Below are 22,417 nucleotides of genomic sequence, written 5' to 3' on the forward strand. Positions count from 1 at the left end.
CGTCAACAGGCAGTCTGTTTTACTCTGCGGGCTCGATGGGGGTGGAAACCAGCAGGCCTTCGTTGATCTCGCGCAGGGCGATGGAAAGCGACTTCTCGTTCAGCTTCGTGTCGACCAGCGGGCCAACGTACTCGAAGAGGCCCTCGTGCAGCTGGGCGTAGTACGCGTTGATCTGGCGCGCGCGCTTGGCGCCGAAAATCACCAGGCCGTACTTTGAATCGGCAGCAGCAAGCAGCTCGTCGATCGGCGGGTTGATGATGCCTTCAAGGTTCGTGGACACGAATTCTCCAAATTCTAACGGGCTGACAAGTGCTAGCGCTTAGCGGTGGTGCGGGGTAAGCCCCATGAGTGAAACAAGCTCGTCCGCTGCCCGGCGTACGTCGTCATTGATGACGGTGTGGTCAAACTCCGGTTCAGCGGCAAGTTCCAGTTTAGCGGTTTCCAGCCGTCGCTGCTGTTCCTCCGGCGTTTCGGTGCCGCGACCGACCAAGCGGCGGACCATTTCATCCCAGCTGGGCGGAGCGAGGAAGACGAAGTTGGCGTCCGGAACCGCTGCCTTGACCTGGCGGGCGCCCTGCAAATCGATCTCCAACAGCACGGACCGGCCTTCGGCAATGGCAGCGTCCACCGTGCTCCGCAGCGTTCCATAGCGGTTCTTTCCGTGGACGACGGCCCACTCAAGCAACTGGCCATCATCGACAAGTGCGTCGAATTCTTCGGCGGACTTGAAGTAGTAGTGGACACCGTCCTTCTCCCCCGGCCGCGGCGCACGGGTGGTGGCTGAAACTGACAGCCAAACCTCGGGGTAATTGTCCCGGATATACGTGGATACTGTTCCCTTGCCAACGGCAGTGGGGCCTGCGAGGACGGTCAGTCCCGGATTCTTGCTCACATCGTCCTTCGTGGAGAGGCTATGTACGCTGCATTCGTTTAAACGCTGTATTTGTCTTCCATAAAATCTATCAGCGACCGGGACTGGTGAATTCCCAGGCCCTTGAGCCTGCGTGACGGGGCGATTCCAATCTCTGCCATGATGGCCGCAGCCCGGACCGGGCCAATGCCCGGAACGGCCTCGATGAGCTCGGACACACGCATGCGCGCGATAGCTTCGTCAGTCTGCGCCGACTTGATCAGCCGGGCAATGCTGAGTTCGCCCGTCCTGAGCTGTTCCTTCGCGAGAGCCCGCCTTGCCCGGGCTCTCGCTGCCTTTTCCAAGGCATCGGAACGTTCCTCTGGAGACAAAGCCTTTAAGGTCACTGACACATCCCCCTTTGGCCGACATCGAGTGCGTAGCGGATTGGACTGATCCCGAAGCTATCGTGTGGTCAGCACGCAGCGCAATGCATTGGAGCCACCAACATCAGGCTCAGCCTTCCAGCAAGCCGTCGCGGGTTGCCTCAGTGGCAGAGCGGAGCCCGGCAATCGTTGGACCAGCCGCGAGGATTCCGCGGCTCGAGGTTGCCAGGACCGCCGGGTATGCCGCGGCGAAAGTGGCACGCAGATCCGCCGGCGTAGCTCCTTGCGCGCCCAGCCCGGGTGCCAGGATGGGCCCACGAACGGCGTCGAGGTCCAAGCCAAGGTCCACCAAGGCGGTGCCGATCGTGGCACCCACCACGAGACCGACGGACCCCATGGTGCCGGAGTAGCGGCGGTTCTCATCGGCCGCTGACTCGGCGATCCGCCGAGCCACCGATTCCGAACCGCCAACGTGCTGCACGGACTTGCCCTCGGGGTTGGACGTCAGGGCGAGCACGAAAACACCACGGCCGGACTCCGCCGCGAGGTCGAGCGCCGGACGCAGCGACTCGAAGCCGAGGTACGGGCTCAGCGTCACCGAGTCTGCGGCCAAGGCGGAACCATCCCGTAGCCAGGCGTCGGCATAGGCAGCCATCGTGGAGCCAATGTCTCCCCGCTTGGCATCGGCGATACTCAGTACTCCGGCATCGGATGCGGCCTCAAGGGTCCGCTCCAAGACCGCCATTCCTGCAGAGCCGTGGCGCTCATAGAGCGCCACCTGCGGCTTGACCGCGGCAGCGAGCGTCGCCACGGCCTCCACGACGGTGAGCGAAAAGCGCTCCAGGCCGGCGACGTCGTCGTTCAATCCCCAGTCCGCCAGCAACCCCGGGTGCGGGTCAATGCCGACGCACAAGGGGCCCCGGGCGGCCATCGCGGCAGCCAGGCGGGAACCGAACGGCTCCCGTCCCTGCTGCCCGGCTGCGGCAGACTCAGGCATTGATGGCCTCGGCTGCCGCGGCCTGCGAAGCTGACAGCGCGGCAGCGTGCTCCTGCAGGCTCGTCACCGACCATTCGTAGGTGCGCAGCGCCTCGATGGCCTGCACGGCGGCGTTGAACTCCGCAACAGTGGTGATGCAGGGGATGCCGATTGACGTAGCGGCAGCGCGGAGTTCGTAGCCGTCGCTGCGGGCTTCGCCGCCGGAAGGCGTGTTGAAGACCATGTCGATCTCGCCGGCGATGATGAGGTCGGCGATGGTGCCTTCGCCTTCGGCGCTGCTGCCTTCCGCGACCTTGCGGACCGGGGTGGCCTGGATGCCGTTACGGCGCAGGACATCCGCGGTGCCGCCCGTGGAGACGATCTCGAACCCGAGATCGGACAAGCGCTTGACGCCCATGATCACCGAGCGCTTGTCGCGGTTGGCGACAGATACGAAGATCTTGCCTTCGGTGGGCAGCGCGTTGTTGGCCGCGGCCTGGCTCTTGGCGAAAGCGGTGTCGAAGTGCTTATCGATGCCCATGACCTCACCCGTGGAGCGCATTTCCGGGCCGAGCAGTGAGTCCACTACCTTGCCTTCCGGGGTCCGGAACCGGCTGAACGGGAGCACGGCTTCCTTTACGGCAACAGGCGCGTCGAGCGGCAGGGTTGAACCGTCGCCCGTCTCCGGCAGCATCTTGTAGGCGCTGCGCAACTGGTTGATGGTGACGCCGGTACCGATCAGGGCCGCGGCCTTGGCCATTTGCACGCCCGTTGCCTTGGAGACGAACGGAACGGTGCGGGAAGCGCGCGGGTTGGCCTCGAGCACGTAGAGCACGTCGGACGCCAGCGCGAACTGGATGTTGATGAGGCCACGGACGCCGACGCCTTCGGCGATGGCCCGGGTGGCGGTGCGGACGCGTTCGATCACGTTGCTGCCGAGGGTGATCGGAGGCAGGACGCAAGCGGAGTCACCGGAGTGAATGCCGGCTTCCTCGATGTGTTCCATGATGCCGCCGAGGTACATGTCCGTGCCGTCGAAGAGCGCGTCGACGTCGATTTCGACGGCGTCCTCGAGGAACCGGTCGATCAGTACCGGGTGGTCCGGGGTGATTTCCGTGGCGTTGGCGATGTAGCGCGAGAGGTTGGCCTCGTCGTAGACGATTTCCATGCCGCGGCCGCCCAGTACGTAGGACGGACGGACGAGGACCGGGTAGCCGATTTCGTCAGCGATCTTCTTGGCGTCCTCGAAGGACACGGCGGTGCCGTTCTTCGGGGAGATCAGTCCGGCCTGGTCAAGCACGCGGGAGAACATGCCGCGGTGCTCGGCAAGGTCGATAGCTTCCGGGGACGTACCCAGGATCGGCACACCGGCGTCTGCCAATTGCTGTGCGAGCTTGAGCGGGGTCTGGCCGCCGAGCTGTACGAACACGCCCATGACACCGCCCGTGCGCTCCTCTGCCGCGATGACCTCGAGGACGTCCTCGAGTGTCAACGGTTCGAAGTAGAGGCGCGTGGAGACGTCGTAGTCCGTGGAGACCGTTTCCGGGTTGCAGTTGACCATGACGGTCTCGTAGCCAGCCTTGCGCAACGCCATGGAAGCGTGGACGCACGAGTAGTCGAACTCGATGCCCTGGCCGATGCGGTTGGGGCCCGAACCCAGGATGATGACGGACGGCTTGGAGTGCAGGCCGACCTCATCCTCCTCGTCATATGCCGAGTAGTGGTACGGGGTGTACGCGGCGAATTCGGCGGCACAGGTGTCCACCGTCTTGTAGACCGGACGGATGCCCAGGGCCTGCCGGACGCCGCGGACAACGGCCTCCGGGTTGTGCGTCAAGGCACCGATCTGCTCATCAGAGAAACCGTGGCGCTTGGCGTTGCGGAGCATGTTTTCCGTCAGGGCACCGGCTTTGCGGATCTCGTGGGACATCTCGTTGAGCAGCTGCAGCTGGTCCAGGAACCACGGATCGATCTTGGTGGCTGCGTAGAGCTCCTCGACCGAAGCGCCGCCGAGCAGGGCGCGCTGGACCTGGTGGAGGCGGTCCGTCGTCGGGCGCTTGGACTTCTCGATGAGTTCCGGAACTTCCCATTCGGGAACGTGGCTGAAGTCCAGCTGCGAGCCCTTCTGCTCAAGGGAGCGAAGGGCCTTCTGCAGGGCCTCCGTGAAGTTGCGGCCCATCGCCATGGCTTCGCCGACGGACTTCATGGTGGTGGTCAGCGTGTTGTCCGCGGCCGGGAACTTCTCGAACGCGAAGCGCGGAACCTTGACGACGACGTAGTCGAGCGTCGGCTCGAACGATGCCGGCGTCTTCTGCGTGATGTCGTTGGGGATCTCGTCCAGGGTGTAGCCCAGGGAGAGCTTGGTGGCGATCTTGGCGATCGCGAAGCCGGTGGCCTTGGAAGCCAGCGCCGAGGAACGCGAAACACGCGGGTTCATTTCGATGACGACGACGCGTCCCGTGTCCGGCTCGATGGCGAACTGGATGTTGCAGCCACCGGTGTCGACGCCGACTTCGCGGATGACGGCGATGGAGATATCGCGCAGCCGCTGGTATTCGCGGTCGGTCAGGGTCAGGGCCGGGGCTACGGTGATGGAATCGCCTGTGTGGACACCCACCGGATCGAAGTTCTCGATGGAGCACACAACAACGACATTGTCGTTCTTGTCGCGCATCATCTCGAGCTCGTATTCTTTCCAGCCGAGGATGCTCTCTTCAAGCAGGACCTCGGAGGTGGGGCTGTACTGCAGGCCCTGGCCCACGATGCGGCGCAGGTCGTCCTCGTTGTACGCCAGGCCGGAGCCCAGGCCGCCCATGGTGAAGGATGGACGGACAACCATCGGGTAGCCGAGGTCTTCCGCCGCGGTCAGCGCTTCATCCATCGTGTGGATGATGTGGCTGCGGGCCGACTCGGCGCCGCAGCGTTCCACGACGCCCTTGAACTTTTCGCGGTCCTCGCCAAGTTCGATCGCGGCGATGTTGGCACCGATGAGTTCGACGTTGTACTTCTCGAGCACACCGTTCTTGTCCAGGGCGATGGCCGTGTTGAGGGCCGTTTGTCCACCCAGGGTGGGCAGGACGGCGTCCGGGCGCTCCTTGGCGATGATCTTTTCGACCACCTCGGGCGTGATGGGCTCGACGTAGGTGGCATCGGCGAACTCGGGGTCGGTCATGATGGTGGCCGGGTTGGAGTTCACGAGGATGACGCGCAGGCCCTCCTCTTTGAGCACCCGCAGGGCCTGGGTTCCCGAGTAGTCGAATTCGGCTGCCTGGCCGATGACGATCGGGCCGGAACCAATAACGAGGACGCTCTTGAGATCTGTACGCTTTGGCATTACTTGTTGTCCTCGTTCTTCGCGGAGTTCGATGTCTGAGTGTGGGCGGCCTGCGCGGCGTCCTGGCCGTTCTTCGTGCTCTCCATCAGGTCGATGAAGCGGTCGAAGAGGTAGGCGGCGTCGTGAGGCCCGGCTGCGGCTTCGGGGTGGTATTGGACCGAGAAGGCCGGGATGTCGAGGCAGGCGAGTCCTTCGACGACGTCGTCGTTGAGGCTCACGTGGCTGACCTCCACACGGCCAAAGCGCTCTTCAGGAGCCATCGTGGCGCCATCCATGGGAGCGTCGACGGCGAAGCCGTGGTTCTGCGAGGTGATCTCGACTTTGCCGGTTCGGCGGTCCATCACCGGCTGGTTGATCCCGCGGTGGCCGTACTTGAGCTTGTAGGTACCGAATCCGAGGGCCCGGCCCAGGATCTGGTTGCCGAAGCAGATTCCGAAGTACGGCATCTTCTCATCGAGCACGGAGCGGAGCAGCTTCACCTGGGCATCCGCGGTGGCGGGGTCGCCGGGGCCGTTGGACATGAAGAAGCCGTCAGGGTTGACTGCCTTGACGTCTTCAAGCGTTGCGGTGGCCGGCAGGACGTGGACGCGTACGCCGCGTTCGGCGAAGCGGACCGGGGTCATGGCCTTGATGCCAAGGTCGATCGCGGCGATGCTGAACTTCGGCTCGCCGTCCCAGCCATGGTCCGCGGGTTCGACGACGTATGCCTCGTCGATGCTTACTTCTTCGGCCAAACGGGCGCCTTCCATGGGTGCGCTGGCCAGGACGGTGTCCAGGAGCTCCTTGTCGCTTGCCTTGGCCGCCTCGCCGGAGAAGATTCCTGCTCGCATGGTCTTGTGCTCGCGCAGGTGCCGGGTGATGGCACGGGTGTCCACGGCCTGGATGCCGACGATGCCCTGTTCAACGAGCTCTGCGTCGAGGCTGCGTTCCGAGCGCCAGTTCGAGGGGCGGCGCGCGGCGTCGCGGACCACGTAGCCGGCCACCCAGATGCGGCGGGACTCGGCGTCTTCCTTGTTCACTCCGGTGTTACCGATGTGCGGAGCCGTCTGGACCACCAGTTGGCGGGCGTAGGAGGGGTCCGTAATGGTTTCCTGGTAGCCGGTCATGCCGGTGGCGAAGACCGCCTCGCCCAGGGCCACACCCGTGGCGCCGTAGCTGCGGCCGCGGAACGTGCGGCCGTCTTCGAGGACCAGCACTGCCGCTGAGGACTCTGCTGGGTTGGTATTGCCTGCTACTGCATTGCTATCCGTCACTTTGTTACTTTCCACTATCGGCATCTGCCTGGGGGGCTGCAGAGATCAATTCTTGAAGTGCTTCGAGGAGCGGTTGCTTGTCGGCGGCGCGCCTGGGCCTGAATCCGGTATCGAGTTCGTGCTCTCCGAGCATCCAGCTCAAGGTCACGAGTCCATCCTTCTCCACGAACTTGCCGGCCATGCCGTTGGCGCTGCCGTAATCGGTCACGGCTTCCGCCGGAACGAACAATGGTGCGGTCCCCTTCCGGTCGAAGAGGACGCCTTCCGGATGGACGCTCATTTCCGCGTTCCCGCGGAAGCCAAGCCCGTGGACGGCTACCCGGTCAAGCCAGTCTCCCGCCGTTGTCGTGGCCACATACTGCCCTTCAGCCACAATGCCTGCCGGGCTGAGCGTTTCAGGTACGTCCGGAAGCTGCCCGAGGCCGGCCTGCCGCTTGAGCCTGCCGCGCCAACCTATCGCAATGAGTCCGGCCGCGACCGCGGCGAGAACCACAACGACGAGCAGGGAAGCAATCTTGGTGTCCATCAGTTGCTGCCGGCGCCGGCCGGCTCCGCTGCGTAGCGGTACGGCGTGTTGAGCTTTCCGTCCAGCACCGTCGGGTGGCCCTTGAAGAAGGTGGCGACGACGGCACCCGGCAGCTCTTTGCCCGCGAAGGGTGAGTTCCGGCCCATGGTCGCCATCTTATGCGGATCCACCGTCCACCGGGCAGCCGGGTCCACCAGGATGACGTTCGCGGGCTCGCCGGCCTCGAGCGGACGTCCCTGATCCGCCACACGGCCAATGGCCGCGGGAACGGTGGATGTGACGCGGGCGAAGTCTGCCCACGTCATGAGCCCGGTTTCGATCATGGTCTCCTGGACTACCGACAAGGCAGTCTCCAGTCCCGTCATGCCCATGGCCGCCTGGGCCCACTCGCACTCTTTGTGCTCGCTTGGATGCGGGGCGTGGTCCGTGCCGACGACGTCGATCGTGCCGTCCGCGAGCCCGGCACGGAGCGCCTGGACATCCGCGTCGGTGCGCAGGGGCGGGTTGACTTTGTAGACGGGGTCGTAGCTGCGGACGAGTTCGTCGGTAAGCAACAAGTGGTGGGGCGTGACCTCCGCGGTGACGTTGATCCCACGTTCCTTGGCCCAACGGACGATCTCCACCGAGCCGGCGGTGGATACGTGGCAGACGTGCAGGCGCGAGCCGACGTGCTGGGCAAGGAGGACGTCCCGGGCGATGATGCTTTCCTCGGCGACTGCGGGCCACCCGGCCAGGCCGAGAACCGCGGAGACGGTGCCCTCGTTCATCTGGGCACCCGCAGTGAGGCGGGGTTCCTGCGCGTGCTGGGCGACGACGCCGTCGAACGCCTTGACGTACTCCAGGGCGCGGCGCATCAGCACGGGATCGTGGACGCAGATGCCGTCGTCGGAGAAGACCCGGACCTGGGCGCGGGAGTCTGCCATGGCCCCGAGTTCGGCGAGCTGCTCACCGGCGAGCCCGACCGTGACGGCACCCACCGGGCGCACATCTACCCAACCGGAGGCACGGCCCAGGCTGTGGACCTGCTCGACGACGCCGGCGGTGTCTGCCACCGGGTTGCTGTTGGCCATGGCGTGGACCGCGGTGTAGCCGCCAAGGGCTGCCGCGCGGGTACCCGTTTCAACAGTCTCCGCGTCTTCGCGGCCAGGTTCACGCAAATGGGTGTGGATGTCGACCATGCCTGGAAGCGCCACGAAGCCCGCGGCCTCGATCACGGTGGCACCTTCGGCGGAAAGGCCGGTGCCGCGCTCAGCGATGACGCCGTCGCGGATCAGCAGGTCCTCGGCGTCGCCACCCAGGATGGCCGCACCGCGGATCAAGTAAGTGCCTGTTGCGCTCTCGGTCATCAGTTGCTCTCCTTATCGGAACGGGCGGTGCCCGGCATGGGGGCGGCTTCACGGGAATCCCCCGAAAGCAGCAAGTACAGGGCGGCCATCCGGACCGAAACACCGTTCCGGACCTGAGCCAGGACCGTGGAGCGCGGCGAATCGGCGGCAGCGGAAGAAATCTCCAGTCCGCGGTTCATGGGGCCGGGGTGCATGATGATGGTGTCCTTGAGCCCGAGTTCGTCGAGGGCGCGCAAGCGGGCGTCGTCGAAGCCCCAGCGCCGCGAATACTCGCGGGTGGAGGGGAAGAAGGAAGCGTTCATGCGCTCACCTTGGACGCGCAGCATCATCATGGCGTCCACCCCGGCCTCGAGGGTCTCGTCGAGGTTGTAACTGACCTTGCAAGGCCAGTGTTCGACGCCGATCGGCAGCAAAGTGGGCGGCGCCACCAGGGTTACTTCCGCACCAAGGGTGCGCAGGAGCCACACGTTCGAGCGTGCGACACGGGAGTGCAGGACGTCGCCGGCGATGGCGACGCGCATGCCGGTGAGGTCCGCGCCGGTGGATGCCGAACCGTGCAACCTGGACCAGTGTCGGCGCATCGTGAACGCGTCCAGGAGAGCCTGCGTGGGGTGTTCGTGGGTGCCGTCACCGGCGTTGATGACGGCTGCGTCGATCCAGTCGGTGGCAGCCAAGCGGTGCGGAGCCCCGGAAGCCCAGTGGCGGATGACTACCGCATCGGCCCCCATGGCTGCGAGCGTCTGCGCGGTGTCCTTGAGGGATTCGCCTTTCGAAACCGAGGAACCCTTGGCCGCGAAGTTGATGACGTCGGCGGACAGCCGCTTGGCCGCTGCCTCGAAGGAAATGCGGGTGCGGGTGGAGTCCTCGAAGAAAAGGTTGACCACGGTGCGGCCCCGCAAGGCCGGGAGTTTCTTGACCTCCCGGTCCCCTACGGCGGCCATCTCTTCGGCGGTGTCCAGGATCCGGATGGCGTTCGTTGCGCTGAGGTTCTCGGTGGAGAGCAGGTGTTTCATGCGCCTGCCTCGATCACTACTTCATTGATGGGCTGACCGTCCACCGAATCGAGTTCTTCAAGGTGGACCCGGACCTTTTCCGAAGAAGACGTGGGCAGGTTCTTGCCGACGTGGTCCGCGCGGATCGGCAGTTCGCGGTGCCCGCGGTCCACAAGGACGGCCAGGCGGACAATGCGTGGCCTGCCGAGGTCGATGATGGCGTCCAGGGCTGCCCGGATGGTGCGGCCGGAGTACAGGACGTCATCGATAAGGACAACAACCTTGTTGTCGATGCCGGACAAGGGCAGCTTGGTGGGGTACGGAGGCCTGGCGGGCTGGTGGGAAAGATCGTCACGGAACATGGTGACATCCAGCTGACCGACAATTGCGGAGGCGTTGACGGATGGATCCGCGGCGGCGATTTTCCCTGCCAGCCGCACGGCCAGCGGATAACCGCGGCGCGGGATGCCCAAAAGAACCAGATCCTGGGAACCTTTGTTGGCTTCGAGGATCTCGTGGGCGATACGAGTGAGCGCACGGTCGATATCCGCGTGGTTGAGAACAACCCGGGACGGCACCGGCGCAGTGACTTCAGTCATCGCTCGTCTCCCCTTTCCCCGCCTCACGGGACGGAATTAAAAAAGGAACATTTGCTCTTCAAAATTACCACAGGGGCGAGGCCTGTCCGCTTCCGGCAAGGGCCGGTCCGTGCGTTATTGCTCACACCCGGCTAAAGCGAAGGGCCGGTGCCCGCGGTTTCCCGTGGCACCGGCCCTTCGTATGCTTACGATGCCGCCTAAGCGAGCAGGGAAGGCTTCAGCGTCTGCAAGCGGCCAAGGAGGCCGTTGATGAACGCAGGAGATTCGTCGGTGGACATGACCTTGGCCAGGGCTACCGCTTCGCTGACTGCCACGCCGTCCGGCACGTCGTCGTTGTAGAGGAGTTCCCAAGCGCCGATCCGCAGGATAATGCGATCGACCGCCGGCATCCGCTCCAGGGTCCAACCCTGGGCGTAGGTCTGCAGGAACTCGTCGATTGTGGGCTGCATGGCAACCACGCCCTCCACGATGTCCAACGTGTATGGGTTGACCACGAGGTCGGTCATTTCCCGGCGGGCCTTCAAGACCTCGAAAGCGGAGGCGGAACGCTGCTCCGCCTCGAAGAGTACTTCGAGGGCCCTGTTACGGGCCTTACCACGGGCGCTCACTAGTCGTTGACCCGGCCCAGGTAGCTGCCGTCGCGGGTGTCTACCTTGACCTTGGTGTTGTTCTCAACGAACAGGGGCACCTGGATCTCGTAGCCGGTCTCGAGGGTAGCCGGCTTGGTTCCAGCCGAGGAGCGGTCGCCCTGCAGGCCCGGCTCGGTGTAGGTGATTTCGAGGACAACGCTCGGCGGCAGTTCGATGTAGAGCGGAGTGCCCTCGTGGATGGCGATGTTGACCATCTGGTTTTCCAGCATGAAGTTGGTGGCGTCGCCTACCGTGGCGCCGGAAACCGTGATCTGGTCGAAGTCCTGGGTGTCCATGAACACGAAGTCCGCGCCGTCCTGGTACAGGTACTGGTAGTCGCGGCGGTCAACCGTGGCAGTTTCGATTTTGAGGCCGGCGTTGAAGGTCTTGTCGACCACCTTGCCCGACATGACGTTGCGCATCTTCGTACGCACGAACGCACCGCCCTTGCCCGGCTTGACGTGCTGGAACTCAATGATGTTCCAGAGCTGGCCCTCGAGCTTCAGCACGGTTCCGTTCTTGATGTCATTTGTGGTTGCCACTAGTATCCTCTGGTTTCTTTCACTGGTTCTAGCTACGCCTTCTGGCTCCAGCCGACTATGCCAAGCAGGCATGCCGTGACGGCCGCCAGCGCGTATTTATCAAAAATCCAAAGTCCATTCTACCGGCAAAATGCGATGTGCCAGCCCGCGCCTGTCTCAGGAGGCGAACTCGAGGACGTTCCGGGCGCGTTGCAGGGCCACAGCAGAGGAGTAGATCAGGGAAGCGTCAGCCGCCAAGGCGACGCGCAGATCCAAGGCCTTGGTAAACGACTCTGCCGCGGCGACGTGGTTGCCGGCCACAAAATGGGCCCTCCCCAGATACTGGTGGACGACCGGTTCCTTGGCGGTTCCGTGGACTTCGCCCAGTAGCTGGCGAAAGAGCTCCACGGCACGGTCAAAGCGGTTGGTGGCGCGGTGTAATTCGGCTTCGAAGATCCGCAATTTGAACGACTCGGGATCGTTGTAGCGCGCCTCGGCCAACAGCTCTGCGGCTTCTCCCGGGTGGCCTTCGAGCATGAGCGCCATGATGCGGTCGGCGGGATCGCTGGACTCGGCCAGTGCGGACTGCATGGCTTCCTCGTTGACGATGGCGGGCAGGAGGGTGTCCGGGTTGGTGCGCACACCGGGAAACCCGCCCGTGGGCCAGTCACTGATGCTGCTGAAGGTCTCGGTGGTCATGATGCGATCTCCTGGTAGGCAGCGAAGAGCAACGAGGTGTCCGGAACGTCGAGGATCCCGGGCTTCGCGACGCCGTCGAGCACCACGAAACGCAAGAGGTCTCCGCGGGACTTCTTGTCACGGCGCATGCCGTCGAGCAGGCCCTGCCAGCGGTCCCGGCGGTAGGTGACCGGCAACCCGAGTCCCTCGAGGATGGTGCGGTGCCTGTCGGCGTCGACGTCGGAAAGCCGGCCGACGCTGCGGGCGAGCTCTGCGGCGAACATCATGCCGACCGAAACGGCGGCGCCGTGCCGCCACGAGTAGCGTTCCACGAGTTCGATCGCGTGGCCGAGTGTGTGCCCGTAGTTGAGGATTTCGCGCAAGCCGGATTCCTTGAGGTCTTCGGAAACCACCTTCGCCTTGACGGCGATCGCACGTTCGATAAGCTCACGGAGCACTGCCGAGCCTGGATCGGTGACCTCTTCCGGCTTGTTTTCGACTAGCTCCAAGATCGCCGGATCAGCAATGAAGCCGCATTTGATGACCTCTGCCATTCCGGAGATCAACTCGTTCTTGGGCAGCGTCTGAAGCGTGTCCAGGTCCGCGAGGACAGCCGCGGGCGGGTGGAAGGAACCCACCAGGTTCTTGCCTTCCGCCGTGTTGATGCCGGTCTTGCCGCCCACGGACGCGTCCACCATGCCAAGGAGGCTCGTGGGCATGTGGATGACCTTGACGCCGCGCAGCCACGTGGCTGCGACGAATCCGGCGAGGTCGGTGACCGCGCCGCCGCCGACCGCCACAATGGCATCGGAGCGGGTGAAGTCGTTCTGGCCAAGCACTTGCCAGCAGAAGGCGGCAACCTGGATGTGCTTGCCTTCTTCGGCGTCCGGGATCTCGGCGGTGAGGGCGGTGAATCCGGCAGCCTCAAGTTCGGCGCGGACCGTATCGCCCGTAAGGCGCAAGGCACGCGGGTGGACCACCAGGACCCGCTTGACGCGCTCCCCCAGTTTCGCGGGAAGGGTCTCCAAGAGGCCGCGTCCGACGACGACGTCGTAGTTCTCGTTGGCGGACTGGCCAGTGACCTTGATGACAGTTGCTTCGTTGCTCACTTTTGCACTTCCTCTTTCAAGGCCGCGTATTCACGCAGTCTTTCCTCCACGTGGAGGGCGATTTCCGCCACGGTTCCGGACCGGACGTCGACGATGATGTCTGCAAGGCGTTCATAGACAGGACGCCGGGCGGCAAAAAGGGTCTCCCAGCGAGCCATGGCGTCGCCGGCCAGGAGTGGCCGGCCCGTGTTGCGGGCGATGCGCTCGGCGACAGTCTCAGCGTCGCACTCGAGGTAGATCACGGTGCAATCACCCAGCAGCTGCTGCGTGCCGGAATCGAGCACTGCGCCACCACCAAGCGAAACCACCGCCCCGTGGATGTTCGCAGCTTCGACGGCGCGTGCCACCGTCCTGGCCTCGATCTCCCGGAAGGCATGTTCTCCGCGACCGGCGAAAATATCCGCGATCGTGCCGTGGTGCTCAACGATGACGGCGTCCGTGTCCACGAAGGGCACGCCCAATTGCTGGGCGAGCTGCTGGCCAATGACCGACTTACCGACGGCCATCGGCCCAACCAAAGCGATCGCGCGCCCATAACCGGCGCCCGAGCTACTGCGGACCACTAGTGGCCGACCGAGTCCAGGGTTGCCGGAATGCTGTCCAGGTAACCCCGAAGGTTCCGGGCGGTCTCGGCGACCGAATCACCGCCGAACTTCTCAGCAACGGCCTCGGCCAGCACGAGGGCAACCATGGCTTCAGCCACGACACCGGCCGCCGGAACGGCACAGACGTCGGAGCGCTGGTGATGCGCCTTGGCAGCCTCACCAGTGCTCACGTCAATGGTCTTCAACGCGCGCGGAACGGTGGCGATGGGCTTCATGGCGGCGCGGACACGCAGGACCTCGCCGATGCTCATGCCACCTTCAATGCCACCGGCACGGTTGGTCTTGCGGACGATCCGGCCGGTCTCGTCCTTCACGATTTCATCGTGCGCGGCGGAGCCTCGGCGGGCCGCCGTCAGGAAGCCATCGCCCACTTCGACGCCCTTGATCGCTTGGATGCCCATCAGGGCAGCAGCCAGGCGGGAGTCGAGGCGACGGTCCCAGTGCACGTAGCTGCCGAGTCCCGGCGGAAGACCGTAGGCCAAAACCTCGACAACACCACCGAGGGTCTCGCCTTCCTTGTGTGCCGCGTCAACCTCCGCCACCATGGCGTCGGAGGTTTCTCGATCGAAGCAACGCAAAGGATCGGCATCGAGGGCCAGAACGTCGGACGGCACCGGCAGGGGGCGGCCTTCGGGCACGGTCACGCTCGCGATGGAAACAGTGTGGCTGACGAGCTCAATCCCAAGCTGCTTCAGGAATTGCGAAGCGACGGTACCCAAGGCAACACGCGTGGCGGTTTCCCGGGCGCTGGCGCGTTCCAGGACCGGGCGGGCCTCAGGGAACCCGTACTTCTGCATGCCCGTGAAGTCTGCATGGCCGGGCCGCGGACGTGTCAAGGGAGCGTTGCGGGCCTGGTCCGCGAGCAGCGCCGGGTCAACCGGGTCGGCAGACATGATCTGCTCCCATTTGGGCCATTCGGTGTTGCCGATCTGGATCGCGACGGGGCCGCCCTGCGTCACGCCGTGCCTGACTCCGCCGAGGATGCTCACTTCGTCCTGCTCGAACTTCATCCGGGCGCCGCGGCCATAGCCTAGACGGCGACGCGCCAAGGCGTCACGTATTTCCTCGCTGGTGAGTTCAACACCGGCGGGGACGCCTTCAATAATTCCGAGCAGTGCCGGGCCATGGGATTCACCGGCAGTCAACCAACGCAACATATATCCAATCCTGCCATGTAAGGCCCTTACTAGACCCGCCGGGGAAGCCCGACTGAGTCACACATCACATCTATGACATCGGCGGTGACGTCAGCTCCGGAAAACAACCGGATTTGCTCCACGGCTTGATAGAGCAACATCTCGAGCCCCGGAACCACCACTCCGCCCCGCGAATGCCATGCTTCGGCAATGCGGCTGGGCCAAGGATCGTAGGCGACATCGAGCAGCACGCCGGTGGCGCCGGGAAGCTTGTCGTCGTCGGGAAGCTTGTCATCGTCGGGAAGCTGCTCAAGCTGCGTCGCAATGCCGTCTGCCGCCCGCGGCGGAAGCGTGGAGATCACCAGATCGGCTCCCGACATGGCTTCAGCAGCTTCGGCCAGCGGCCGGAGGTGAATGGAAAGCCCGACGGCGGCTGCCGCGGCTTTCGCCTCGGCGGCCCGTCCGGCGTCGCGCACAAAGACGTCAACGTGTTTCGAACCGAGTTCCCGGAGCGCCGCAATAGCCGCTGCGGACGTTCCTCCGCCGCCAAGGATCGCGGAGTTCGGCCGTTCAGTGACTCCTGCGTTCCTCACGGCTTCGACGATGCCGGCCACATCCGTGTTGTGGCCGACGCGCCGCACGCCTTGCTCAGTAGCTTCGAAAGCCACCGTGTTGATGACGCCCAAGTACGCGCCGGCTCCGCGGACCTCGTCGACTTGGTCCACCATGGCGGTCTTGAGGGGCATGGTGACGGACAAACCGCACCAGTGGTCCCCGGCCTCGAGTCCCGCCATGAAGGCCGGGAGCCGCTCGACGGTTACGTCGATCGCCGAGTATTCGATGTCGAGCCCGAGCTTCGCGTACGCCGCGCGGTGGAGCTCCGGTGACTTCGAGTGACTGATGGGGTGCCCCAGGACGGCAGCACGTCTACTCACACGCACCGTCCGGCGTTGGCCGCACACCACGCGTTGTACTGGTCAACGTACTTCAAGTGTTCCGCCAACGTGCTGGAGAACTTGGTCTCCTTGGTGTCGAGGTTGATGGTCACCCAGTAGAGGTAGTTGTTGGCTGTCGGCTTGGCGGCGGCATCGATCGCCGTCTTTCCGGGCGAACCGATGGGGCCGACAGGAAGGCCTACGTTGGCGTAGGTGTTGTAGGGATTGCTCTTGTCAGCCTTCTGGGCATCGGTCAAGTGGAAAGTCTTGGTACCCAGGCCGTAGGTAACGGTTGCATCCGACTGGATGAGCCCGTTCGTCTCGGTGTTGCCCGGCTTGAGCCTGTTGTAGATGGCGCCTGCTACGTTGCCGTAGTCGGCCTGGCCGCCTTCAGCCTGCACGATGCTGGCCACCGTGATGGTCTGGTATTGCTTCGCGGGATCCGTGACGCCCTGGGCCTTGAGCTCGTCGGTGGTGGCCGTGACGAGCTTCTGGAGGATGTCCTTGGCAGAGGTTCCAAGGGGGAAACGGTACTCACCCGGTGCCAGGAAGCCTTCCAGGTTCTTTGCCGGGGCAGGGACACCAAACTGGGCAGGTGAATCACTGAGCGCCTTCAAGTCGGACAAAGGTATGCCCGAACCCTTGGCGATCGCATCAAGGGATTCACCGATGCGCAATCCCGCACTCAGCGCGAAGTACATGACCTTGGAAGAATCCTTGCCGAGGAGCACATTCACCGCATCGGAGTTTTTCATTTCCGTTTTGAAAGTGAAATCACCCGGTGAGAGTTCACCCCCTGCAGCAGTGAAGGCCGCCACGAAAGAATCGGCGTCGGCGATGACGTGCTGGCTCTGGAGGTTGGTCGCGACCAGCTTGGGGCCGGAGCCCGGGGCCACAGTGATGGTGACCGAGCCGGTACCCGGGCCAGGGTAGTCGCTGACCTTGTCCATCCCGAGCAATGGCTTCAGGAACTGCGCCCCAACAGCGACCGCTGCGACGAACACGGTGAGGGTGAGCAGGAGCGCGACAAGACGGCGGCGCCTGCGGACCTTCTTCGAGGGGACCTTTGGCGCCGGAGTCGCGGCTGCCATGAGGTCGTGGGCGGCGTGCCCGTCATGGACCTCGTAGTCGAACTGGGGATCATGGTGCTCATAACCTTCGTCATGGGCATGCAGCTCGTGGAATTCGTCACCGTGTGCGACGTCGTAGCTGTGAACGGGTTCATCGTGCATAGCATCGTGGTCGATGGCGTGATGATCTACGGCGTCGGGGTGCGCGACGTCGTAGTGCTCGACGTCTGGCTGCACTGTGTCAATGGGCTGCACTCTGTCAATGGGCTGCGCCGTGTCAATGGGCTGCGCCGTGTCAATGGGCTGCCGGAGGACGTCAGGCTGCTGCTGCAGGTCCTCTTGGGGCTGGACTGTTTCGCCGTGGATGCCGTCGTCGTGGAAGTCAGCGGCGTGGGTGGTCGCTCCCGGGGCTGCCGGCGCGTAGTCCGGGACGTATGCAGGCTGTGGCTTCGGAACTGCGACAGGTTCAAAGTGGACAGGCACAGGCGGTGGCAGTACCTCCTGGTTCTGCGTCTCCAGGAAACGTTCCCTGGCACGGATTTCACGACGCGTCAGAGGCCTGGTGCGGTCTTCTGCTGCGTCGTTGGAGGGGTCGTTGTTGACCGGGCTCACTATTGTCTTCCCCTCGTTGGAGAGTGTGGATCAATGCCGGAGGCCGGCAGCGGCGCACTGGCACCGTCAATGTGTTGGGGTGGCATAGGCGCCTGCACGCGCCTGCCCACATCTGCACCTCTGGCTTTTTGCATGTCGATCGCGTGCTGCAGAATTCCGGCAGCGGCAACCTGATCCACCACTTTACGATGATCCTTGCTGCTCATGCCAGCTTCATGGAGATTGCGGTGGGCCGTCACGGTACTGAGCCGCTCGTCCACCATGTTGACTGGAACGTCGAGTCCACGGCGCTGCAAGTGGGCTGCCAGCAACTCCGCGTAGTCCGTAGCCATGACCGCAGAAGAATGTTCTTCACCCTTCATCGTGCGCGGCAGGCCGACGAAAATCTGGACTACGCCGAGCTCCGCGACCTGCCGGACAATGACCCCGATGTCGGAATTCTTCTTGGCGTCCCGGCTCACCGTCTTGAACGGCGTTGCCAGGATCCCGTCCGGATCACAGACGGCAACTCCCACACGGACGGTGCCGACGTCTACCCCCAGTTTGATGCCCCGGGGGTAGTCGTCGTTGCTCGCAATGGCCTCCAAGATCAGCGCTTGGCGATCGCGTCCACAACGGCCGCGAGGGCCGGTGCGATCTTCGCGGCGTCGGTTCCGCCGCCCTGCGCGACGTCGTCCTTGCCACCGCCGCCGCCGCCGAGGATTCCTGCAGCAACCCGAACGAGGGCGCCTGCCTTGACGCCCGCTTCACGCGCGGCCTCGTTGGTGGCCACGATGATGACGGGACGGTCGTTGCTGACACCGGCCACGGCAACCGTGGAAGCGTCGGAGCCGAGCCGGTTGCGCAAGTCCATGGCGAGGCTGCGGAGGTCGTCCGCTCCCCCGACCTGGCCGGCGTCGTGCGCCACTACCCGGACGCCTGCGGCATCCTGGGCCGTGGCGACTAGGTTCGCGGCGGCCGCGGTCAGCTGTTCCTTGCGGAGGCGGTCGAGTTCCTTTTCCGTCGCCTTGAGCTTGGCCAAGGTGCTGGAGATCCGGTCGGCCAACTGGCCCGAAGGGACCTTGAGCATCTCCGTGAGCTCGGTGACCAGGGCACGCTCGGCTGCGAGGTGCCGGAAGGCGTCAAGGCCGACGAAAGCCTCCACGCGGCGGTTTCCCGAACCAACGGACTGTTCGCCGAGCAGCGACAGGCTCCCGATGAGGGAGGTGTTGGCCACATGGGTGCCACCACAGAGTTCGCGCGACCATGCGCCGTCGATCTCCACAACGCGGACTTCGCTGCCGTAGTTCTCGCCGAAGAGGGCCATGGCGCCGAGCGCTTTCGCCTCGGCGAGGCCCATGACCTTGGTGTCCACCCGGAAGTTGTTGCGGATGGCGATGTTCGAGACCTCTTCGATCTCGGACTTCGTGGCTGCACTCAATCCCTCGCCCCAGGCGAAGTCGAAACGCAGGTAACCGGCCTTGTTGAAGGATCCGCGCTGGGTGGCTTCCGGGCCGAGGATCTGGTGCAGGGCGGCGTGCACGATGTGCGTGCCCGTGTGGGCCTGCTCTGCGGCGTGGCGGCGTTCGCGGTCGACGGCGGCGCGCACCAAAGCGTCCGAGGCGATCTCGCCTTCGCGGACGATCGCCTTGTGGACGCTCAGGCCCTTCACCGGGCGCTGGACGTCGAGGACCTCGACGACGAAGCCGTCACCGGTGATGAGGCCCTTGTCTGCGGACTGGCCACCGGCCTCTGCGTAAAACGGGGTCTCGTTGAGCACGAGCTCGATTTCGTCGCCCGTGGAAGCGTGGGCAACACGCCGCCCGGAGCTCACGATGCCGCGGACCCGCGCCTCGCCTTCCAGCTCGGTGTAGCCCGTGAAGACCGTCTCGCCCTCAGCCAGGAGCTCCTGGAAGGCTGAGACATCGGCGTGTCCACCCTTCTTGGCCTTGGCATCCGCCTGGGCGCGCTGGCGCTGTTCCAGCATGAGGCTGCGGAATTCGGCTTCGTCGACCTTCAGGCCGGCTTCCTCGGCCATTTCGAGGGTGAGGTCGATCGGGAACCCGTAGGTGTCGTGCAGGGCGAAGGCATCCTCGCCGGACAGCGGCTTGCCGGCAGCCTTGGACAGCACAACGGCCTCTTCAAGGCGCGCGGTGCCGGAAGCGATGGTGCGCAGGAAGGCTTTTTCTTCGGCGTAGGCGATGCGGCTGATGCGATCGAAATCGGTCTCCACGACGGGGTAGACGCCCTTCATGGCGTCGCGGGATGCCGGAAGCAATTGCGGGAGGCAAGCTTCTTCGACCCCGAGGAGGCGCATGGCACGGACGGCACGGCGGATCAGCCGGCGCAGGACGTAGCCGCGGCCTTCGTTGGACGGGGACACGCCGTCGGAAATCAGCATGAGGGCCGAACGGATGTGGTCGGCGACGACGCGCATCCGGACGTCGTCCGTGTGGTGCGGGTCGTCAGCGGATTCGGCAGAGGTGTACTCCTTGCCGGACAAGGCTGCGGCCTTGTCGATGACGGGACGGACCTGGTCCGTTTCGTACATGTTCTCGACACCCTGCAGGATCATCGCGAGGCGCTCCATGCCGAGGCCGGTATCGATGTTCTTCTTGGGCAGTTCGCCAACGATGTCGAAATCCACCTTCGAGCGGACGTTCTCGATCTGGTACTGCATGAACACGAGGTTCCAGATTTCGACGTAGCGGTTTTCGTCCGCGATGGGACCGCCTTCGGCGCCATAGGCCGGGCCGCGGTCGTAGTAGATTTCCGAGCACGGACCGGCAGGACCGGGCTGCCCGGTGGACCAGTAGTTGTCCGCCTTCCCCATCCGCTGGATGCGCGAGGCGGGAATGCCCGTGTTCTTGAGCCACAGATCCTGGGCTTCGTCGTCTTCCTCGTAGACGGTCACCCAGAGGCGCTCGACGTCCAGTCCGTAGCCGCCGTCGTCGACGCTCTTGGTGAGCAGTTCGAAGGCGAACTTGATGGCGTCTTCCTTGAAGTAGTCCCCGAAGGAGAAGTTTCCGCACATCTGGAAGAACGTCCCGTGCCGGGCGGTCTTGCCCACTTCCTCGATGTCGCCGGTGCGGATGCATTTCTGGACGCTCGTGGCGCGGTTGAAGGGCGGTTCCTCACGGGCGGTCAGGTAGGGAATGAAGGGAACCATGCCGGCCACAGTGAAGAGCAGGGAAGGGTCGCTGGATACGAGCGACGCGGAGGGGACGGCGGTATGGCCCTTGCTGACAAAAAAGTCCACCCAGCGTTTGGTGATCTCCTGCGACTTCATTAGCTGATTACTTACCCTTCTCAATTCACTGCACATGAGTTTGTGCGCGGTTCTGGCATGTGCCATTGCCGCAGCTTCTAATTCTGCCCTGTTGACGGCCGCTTGGGCGAACCGCGGTGACTAGCGGCGGCTACTGGCTGCCGGCGTCGGACTCTACGATGCCGAGCGCGGCCCTGAGGTCGACTTCGCGTTCATTCATTCCGGCGCGCACGGCGTCGGCGAAGTCGTACACGCCGTCGGCCAGCCGCGCTACGGCGCGGTTCAGGCCGTCGGGACCAATATTGGCCTGTGCTTGGGTGATCTTGCGGAAGGCGATGACTCCGATTGCCACGCCGATCCCCATCCAGACAATTCTTTTCACAGTTTTCCTGACATACGAAGATCGTGACTTACGAACGGATTCAGCGGCTGCGGCGGCCGCTGCCCGGTTTGCGGCGGGCGGCAAAAGCCGAGCGCACTCCATAGCTGAACGCTGCCACCTTGATGAGCGGCGAACCGACCGTTGCAGCCACCAGTGAGGACAAGGCAGAGATGTTGGCGGAGGCGTCGGAAACGTTGGAGGTGATGCCATCCACCTTTTTCAGCTGCTGGTTTGTGGTGGAAACCGTCGCCGTGACCTCGTCCATCAGGGGCGTGGCTCCGTCGCTCAAGGAGCGGATGGAGGTGCGGACCTCATCGAAGACGCGCCCGAGTTTGAGGATCGGCACAGCGAGCAGCACCACAAGGAGCGCGAAAACTCCGGCCGCGATCAGACCTGCAATATCGCCACCAGTCATGGACACTCATCTCCTAGCATTTGTTGCTTTGCCGTTGGTGCGCCATGTAGTTCGACGCGGGCACCCCCGGCGTGGCTTCCCCAAGTACCTTACATACAAAGAAGCCCGCGGCGCGTGCCACGGGCTTCTTTGTATGTGCTTGCTGAAAATCAGCGAGCGTAGAATTCGACCACGAGCTGCTCTTCGCAGGTCACGGGGACCTCAGAGCGCTTCGGGCGACGAACCAGGCGTGCCTGCAGGGCGTCGATCTTGACGTCCAGGTAAGCCGGAACGACGTTCAGGACGTGTGCGCCGGCAGCTGCAACCTGGAACGGAGCCATGACTTCGCTGCGGCTGTGAACGTGGATGAGCTGGCCTTCAGCAACGCGGAACGACGGGCGGTCCACGCGGATGCCGTCAACGAGGATGTGGCGGTGCACAACCAGCTGGCGGGCCTGGGCGATGGTGCGGGCGAAGCCGGCACGCAGCACGAGTGCGTCGAGACGCATTTCGAGCAGTTCGATCAGGTTTTCACCGGTCAGGCCCTTGGTGCGCCGTGCTTCTTCGAAGGCACGGGTCATCTGGGCTTCGCGGATGCCGTACTGGGCGCGCAGACGCTGCTTTTCGCGCAGACGTACAGCGTAGTCAGAGTCCTGCTTCTTGCGGGCACGGCCATGCTCACCGGGGCCGTACGGACGGCGCTCCATGTACTTGGCGGCCTTGGGAGTCAGAGCGATGCCGAGTGCACGCGAAAGGCGTGCGGTACGGCGAGCACGAGTGTTGTTAGCCACTTGTGTCCTTCCAATATCTGCGGTGTGTCAGTGTTACTGGCCTCCA

General features: G+C 64.2%; 23 protein-coding genes. All 23 read right to left on the reverse strand.

The window, feature by feature from the left end; genetic code table 11:
* Positions 1 to 19: 19 nt before the first annotated feature.
* The 23 genes from rpoZ to rpsD all read right to left on the reverse strand — a co-directional run bounded on the left by rpoZ (position 20) and on the right by rpsD (position 22,371).
* Positions 20 to 280, reverse strand: a complete 261-nt coding sequence (gene rpoZ, locus QRN52_RS21420) for a DNA-directed RNA polymerase subunit omega (RefSeq protein ID WP_028267125.1) — start codon at positions 278 to 280, stop codon at positions 20 to 22.
* Positions 281 to 319: 39 nt separating this feature from the next.
* Positions 320 to 892 carry a guanylate kinase gene (gmk, locus tag QRN52_RS21425; RefSeq protein WP_284755664.1) on the reverse strand — a complete coding sequence of 191 codons (573 nt, stop codon included), beginning with the start codon at positions 890 to 892 and terminating at the stop codon, positions 320 to 322.
* Between the two features lie 38 nt (positions 893 to 930).
* Entirely contained in the window at positions 931 to 1,257 is a 327-nt protein-coding gene (mihF, locus tag QRN52_RS21430) for an integration host factor, actinobacterial type (protein ID WP_284755665.1), read from the reverse strand.
* Between the two features lie 109 nt (positions 1,258 to 1,366).
* A complete protein-coding gene (gene pyrF / locus QRN52_RS21435) occupies positions 1,367 to 2,233 on the reverse strand; it encodes an orotidine-5'-phosphate decarboxylase (protein WP_284755667.1) in 867 nt (288 codons plus the stop codon).
* Positions 2,226 to 5,546, reverse strand: a complete 3,321-nt coding sequence (gene carB, locus QRN52_RS21440; protein ID WP_284755669.1) for a carbamoyl-phosphate synthase large subunit — start codon at positions 5,544 to 5,546, stop codon at positions 2,226 to 2,228. Before carB ends, pyrF begins: the two co-directional genes overlap by 8 nt.
* On the reverse strand, positions 5,546 to 6,823 hold the full coding sequence (carA, locus tag QRN52_RS21445; RefSeq protein WP_284755670.1) for a glutamine-hydrolyzing carbamoyl-phosphate synthase small subunit: 1,278 nt from the start codon (positions 6,821 to 6,823) through the stop codon (positions 5,546 to 5,548). The genes carB and carA overlap by 1 nt, the downstream gene beginning before the upstream one ends.
* Positions 6,804 to 7,325, reverse strand: a complete 522-nt coding sequence (locus QRN52_RS21450) for a PH-like domain-containing protein (RefSeq protein WP_284755672.1) — start codon at positions 7,323 to 7,325, stop codon at positions 6,804 to 6,806. The genes carA and QRN52_RS21450 overlap by 20 nt, the downstream gene beginning before the upstream one ends.
* A complete protein-coding gene (locus QRN52_RS21455; protein ID WP_284755674.1) occupies positions 7,325 to 8,671 on the reverse strand; it encodes a dihydroorotase in 1,347 nt (448 codons plus the stop codon). Before QRN52_RS21455 ends, QRN52_RS21450 begins: the two co-directional genes overlap by 1 nt.
* On the reverse strand, positions 8,671 to 9,684 hold the full coding sequence (locus QRN52_RS21460) for an aspartate carbamoyltransferase catalytic subunit (RefSeq protein ID WP_284755675.1): 1,014 nt from the start codon (positions 9,682 to 9,684) through the stop codon (positions 8,671 to 8,673). Before QRN52_RS21460 ends, QRN52_RS21455 begins: the two co-directional genes overlap by 1 nt.
* A complete protein-coding gene (gene pyrR, locus QRN52_RS21465; RefSeq protein ID WP_284755677.1) occupies positions 9,681 to 10,262 on the reverse strand; it encodes a bifunctional pyr operon transcriptional regulator/uracil phosphoribosyltransferase PyrR in 582 nt (193 codons plus the stop codon). Before pyrR ends, QRN52_RS21460 begins: the two co-directional genes overlap by 4 nt.
* 197 nt (positions 10,263 to 10,459) lie before the next feature.
* A complete protein-coding gene (gene nusB / locus QRN52_RS21470; protein WP_284755679.1) occupies positions 10,460 to 10,870 on the reverse strand; it encodes a transcription antitermination factor NusB in 411 nt (136 codons plus the stop codon).
* Entirely contained in the window at positions 10,870 to 11,433 is a 564-nt protein-coding gene (gene efp / locus QRN52_RS21475) for an elongation factor P (RefSeq protein ID WP_028267136.1), read from the reverse strand. Before efp ends, nusB begins: the two co-directional genes overlap by 1 nt.
* 156 nt (positions 11,434 to 11,589) lie before the next feature.
* Positions 11,590 to 12,111 carry a tetratricopeptide repeat protein gene (locus QRN52_RS21480; protein ID WP_284755680.1) on the reverse strand — a complete coding sequence of 174 codons (522 nt, stop codon included), beginning with the start codon at positions 12,109 to 12,111 and terminating at the stop codon, positions 11,590 to 11,592.
* Entirely contained in the window at positions 12,108 to 13,199 is a 1,092-nt protein-coding gene (gene aroB, locus QRN52_RS21485; RefSeq protein WP_269992120.1) for a 3-dehydroquinate synthase, read from the reverse strand. The genes QRN52_RS21480 and aroB overlap by 4 nt, the downstream gene beginning before the upstream one ends.
* Positions 13,196 to 13,762 carry a shikimate kinase gene (locus QRN52_RS21490; RefSeq protein ID WP_284755683.1) on the reverse strand — a complete coding sequence of 189 codons (567 nt, stop codon included), beginning with the start codon at positions 13,760 to 13,762 and terminating at the stop codon, positions 13,196 to 13,198. Before QRN52_RS21490 ends, aroB begins: the two co-directional genes overlap by 4 nt.
* Complete coding sequence (gene aroC, locus QRN52_RS21495) at positions 13,762 to 14,961, reverse strand: chorismate synthase (protein ID WP_284755685.1); 1,200 nt, start codon at positions 14,959 to 14,961, stop codon at positions 13,762 to 13,764. The genes QRN52_RS21490 and aroC overlap by 1 nt, the downstream gene beginning before the upstream one ends.
* Before the next feature lie 29 nt (positions 14,962 to 14,990).
* Positions 14,991 to 15,875: a shikimate dehydrogenase gene (locus QRN52_RS21500; RefSeq protein WP_284755686.1), complete on the reverse strand. Its 885-nt coding sequence runs from the start codon at positions 15,873 to 15,875 to the stop codon at positions 14,991 to 14,993.
* Positions 15,872 to 17,557, reverse strand: coding sequence for an endolytic transglycosylase MltG (gene mltG, locus QRN52_RS21505; protein WP_284755687.1), 1,686 nt, complete (start codon positions 17,555 to 17,557; stop codon positions 15,872 to 15,874). Before mltG ends, QRN52_RS21500 begins: the two co-directional genes overlap by 4 nt.
* Positions 17,557 to 18,144 carry a Holliday junction resolvase RuvX gene (ruvX, locus tag QRN52_RS21510; RefSeq protein WP_284755688.1) on the reverse strand — a complete coding sequence of 196 codons (588 nt, stop codon included), beginning with the start codon at positions 18,142 to 18,144 and terminating at the stop codon, positions 17,557 to 17,559. Before ruvX ends, mltG begins: the two co-directional genes overlap by 1 nt.
* 2 nt (positions 18,145 to 18,146) lie before the next feature.
* A complete protein-coding gene (alaS, locus tag QRN52_RS21515; RefSeq protein ID WP_284755690.1) occupies positions 18,147 to 20,825 on the reverse strand; it encodes an alanine--tRNA ligase in 2,679 nt (892 codons plus the stop codon).
* A 130-nt stretch (positions 20,826 to 20,955) separates the two neighbouring features.
* Complete coding sequence (locus QRN52_RS21520) at positions 20,956 to 21,168, reverse strand: hypothetical protein (protein WP_284755711.1); 213 nt, start codon at positions 21,166 to 21,168, stop codon at positions 20,956 to 20,958.
* A gap of 58 nt (positions 21,169 to 21,226) precedes the next feature.
* Positions 21,227 to 21,601 (reverse strand): DUF948 domain-containing protein, encoded by a 375-nt coding sequence (locus tag QRN52_RS21525; protein WP_059389201.1) that lies wholly within the window; start codon positions 21,599 to 21,601, stop codon positions 21,227 to 21,229.
* Between the two features lie 149 nt (positions 21,602 to 21,750).
* Entirely contained in the window at positions 21,751 to 22,371 is a 621-nt protein-coding gene (rpsD, locus tag QRN52_RS21530; protein WP_028267147.1) for a 30S ribosomal protein S4, read from the reverse strand.
* Between the last annotated feature and the right edge of the window lie 46 nt (positions 22,372 to 22,417).

Origin of the sequence: Arthrobacter sp. efr-133-R2A-120 (assembly GCF_030209835.1) — a bacterium.
In the GTDB taxonomy this organism is placed as follows: Bacteria; Actinomycetota; Actinomycetes; order Actinomycetales; family Micrococcaceae; genus Arthrobacter.

Bases quoted from the DNA above. Each gene is read 5' to 3' on its own strand.
- pyrF (WP_284755667.1), bottom strand. From the start codon at position 2,233: ATGCCTGAGTCTGCCGCAGCCGGGCAGCAGGGACGGGAGCCGTTCGGT.
- carB (WP_284755669.1), bottom strand. From the start codon at position 5,546: ATGCCAAAGCGTACAGATCTCAAGAGCGTCCTCGTTATTGGTTCCGGC.
- carA (WP_284755670.1), bottom strand. From the start codon at position 6,823: ATGCCGATAGTGGAAAGTAACAAAGTGACGGATAGCAATGCAGTAGCA.
- QRN52_RS21450 (WP_284755672.1), bottom strand. From the start codon at position 7,325: ATGGACACCAAGATTGCTTCCCTGCTCGTCGTTGTGGTTCTCGCCGCG.
- QRN52_RS21455 (WP_284755674.1), bottom strand. From the start codon at position 8,671: ATGACCGAGAGCGCAACAGGCACTTACTTGATCCGCGGTGCGGCCATC.
- QRN52_RS21460 (WP_284755675.1), bottom strand. From the start codon at position 9,684: ATGAAACACCTGCTCTCCACCGAGAACCTCAGCGCAACGAACGCCATC.
- pyrR (WP_284755677.1), bottom strand. From the start codon at position 10,262: ATGACTGAAGTCACTGCGCCGGTGCCGTCCCGGGTTGTTCTCAACCAC.
- QRN52_RS21480 (WP_284755680.1), bottom strand. From the start codon at position 12,111: ATGACCACCGAGACCTTCAGCAGCATCAGTGACTGGCCCACGGGCGGG.
- aroC (WP_284755685.1), bottom strand. From the start codon at position 14,961: ATGTTGCGTTGGTTGACTGCCGGTGAATCCCATGGCCCGGCACTGCTC.
- alaS (WP_284755690.1), bottom strand. From the start codon at position 20,825: ATGAAGTCGCAGGAGATCACCAAACGCTGGGTGGACTTTTTTGTCAGC.
- QRN52_RS21520 (WP_284755711.1), bottom strand. From the start codon at position 21,168: ATGGGGATCGGCGTGGCAATCGGAGTCATCGCCTTCCGCAAGATCACC.
- QRN52_RS21525 (WP_059389201.1), bottom strand. From the start codon at position 21,601: ATGACTGGTGGCGATATTGCAGGTCTGATCGCGGCCGGAGTTTTCGCG.